Annotated in this window: 1 protein-coding gene; it reads left to right on the top strand. The window is 40.5% G+C overall.

All coding sequences use genetic code 11. The annotated features are described in order from the left end of the window. On the top strand, positions 1–1034 hold a 1034-nt coding region (locus PGU50_RS17925), incomplete at both ends, for an IS91 family transposase (protein ID WP_270247657.1).

Below are 1034 nucleotides of genomic sequence, written 5' to 3'. Positions count from 1 at the left end.
ACACATAGTATTTCTCCCGCTCAGCGAAAGGCCGCTTATCACATCATGAATTGCAAAACTGGTGCCTTTGGTGTGAATGTAAGCGTATGCGAGGACTGCGGCTGCATATCAGTCCACTATAACTCCTGCCGTGACAGGTGCTGTCCTATGTGTCAGGAATTCCCAAAAGAAAAATGGGTAGATGCACGGCGGGAGGATATCTTAGATGCTCCTTATTTCCATGTGGTTTTTACAGTTCCGGAAGAACTCAATCCCATTATCTACAGCAACCAGAAATTCTTATACGCTGCTCTTTATCATGCGGCTTCAGATACTCTCAGTGAACTTGCTGCTGACAGTAAATATCTTGGGACTGATATCGGCTATATTTGTATCCTCCATACATGGGGAAGTACCATGAACTTTCATCCTCATATCCATGCGATTGTTCTTGGTGGAGGACTGGATGTGAAAAATCATTGGAAAGACAATGGGAAAGATTTTTTCCTTCCGATTAAGGTAATCTCAAAAACGTTTCGTGGAAAATACATGGCTGAACTTAAGCAGCTCTGGGAAAATGACAGGCTTGAATTTCATGGATCGGCTGTACCTTACAAAAACTACTATACTTTCAAGGAATTGTTAAATACCTGCTATGCAAAGGAATGTACCCACCGGATTGCTATCAGCAACTACCGTATCAAAGACATGACAGAATCTACAGTTACATTTTCTGCTAAAGATTACAAAAACCAAGGGCTTTGGAAAGAGATCACCTTATCCGGCGAGGAATTTATCCGTCGATTTTTAATGCATGTTCCTCCAAAACGCTTTGTACGTATCAGGCACTATGGTCTTCTTTCATCCAGAAATAAGAAGATAAAGATTACCCTATGCAGAAACATCCTTGGTTGCAAAAAATATATTTCCAAGCTGAAAGATATGGGTGCACCTGCCATTATCCGTCTTCTTTATAATAAAGATATATGCAAGTGTTCTTCCTGTGGTGGTAAGATTATTCCTCTGCCTACAGAACAACATTTTATAAAACCAAA

Origin of the sequence: Coprococcus sp. AM11-30B (genome assembly GCF_027674365.1) — a bacterium.
GTDB classification, from domain to species: domain Bacteria; phylum Bacillota; class Clostridia; order Lachnospirales; family Lachnospiraceae; genus Allocoprococcus; species Allocoprococcus comes.
Note: the sequence above shows the minus strand (reverse complement) of the source record. Positions and strands in the feature narration are given on the sequence as shown.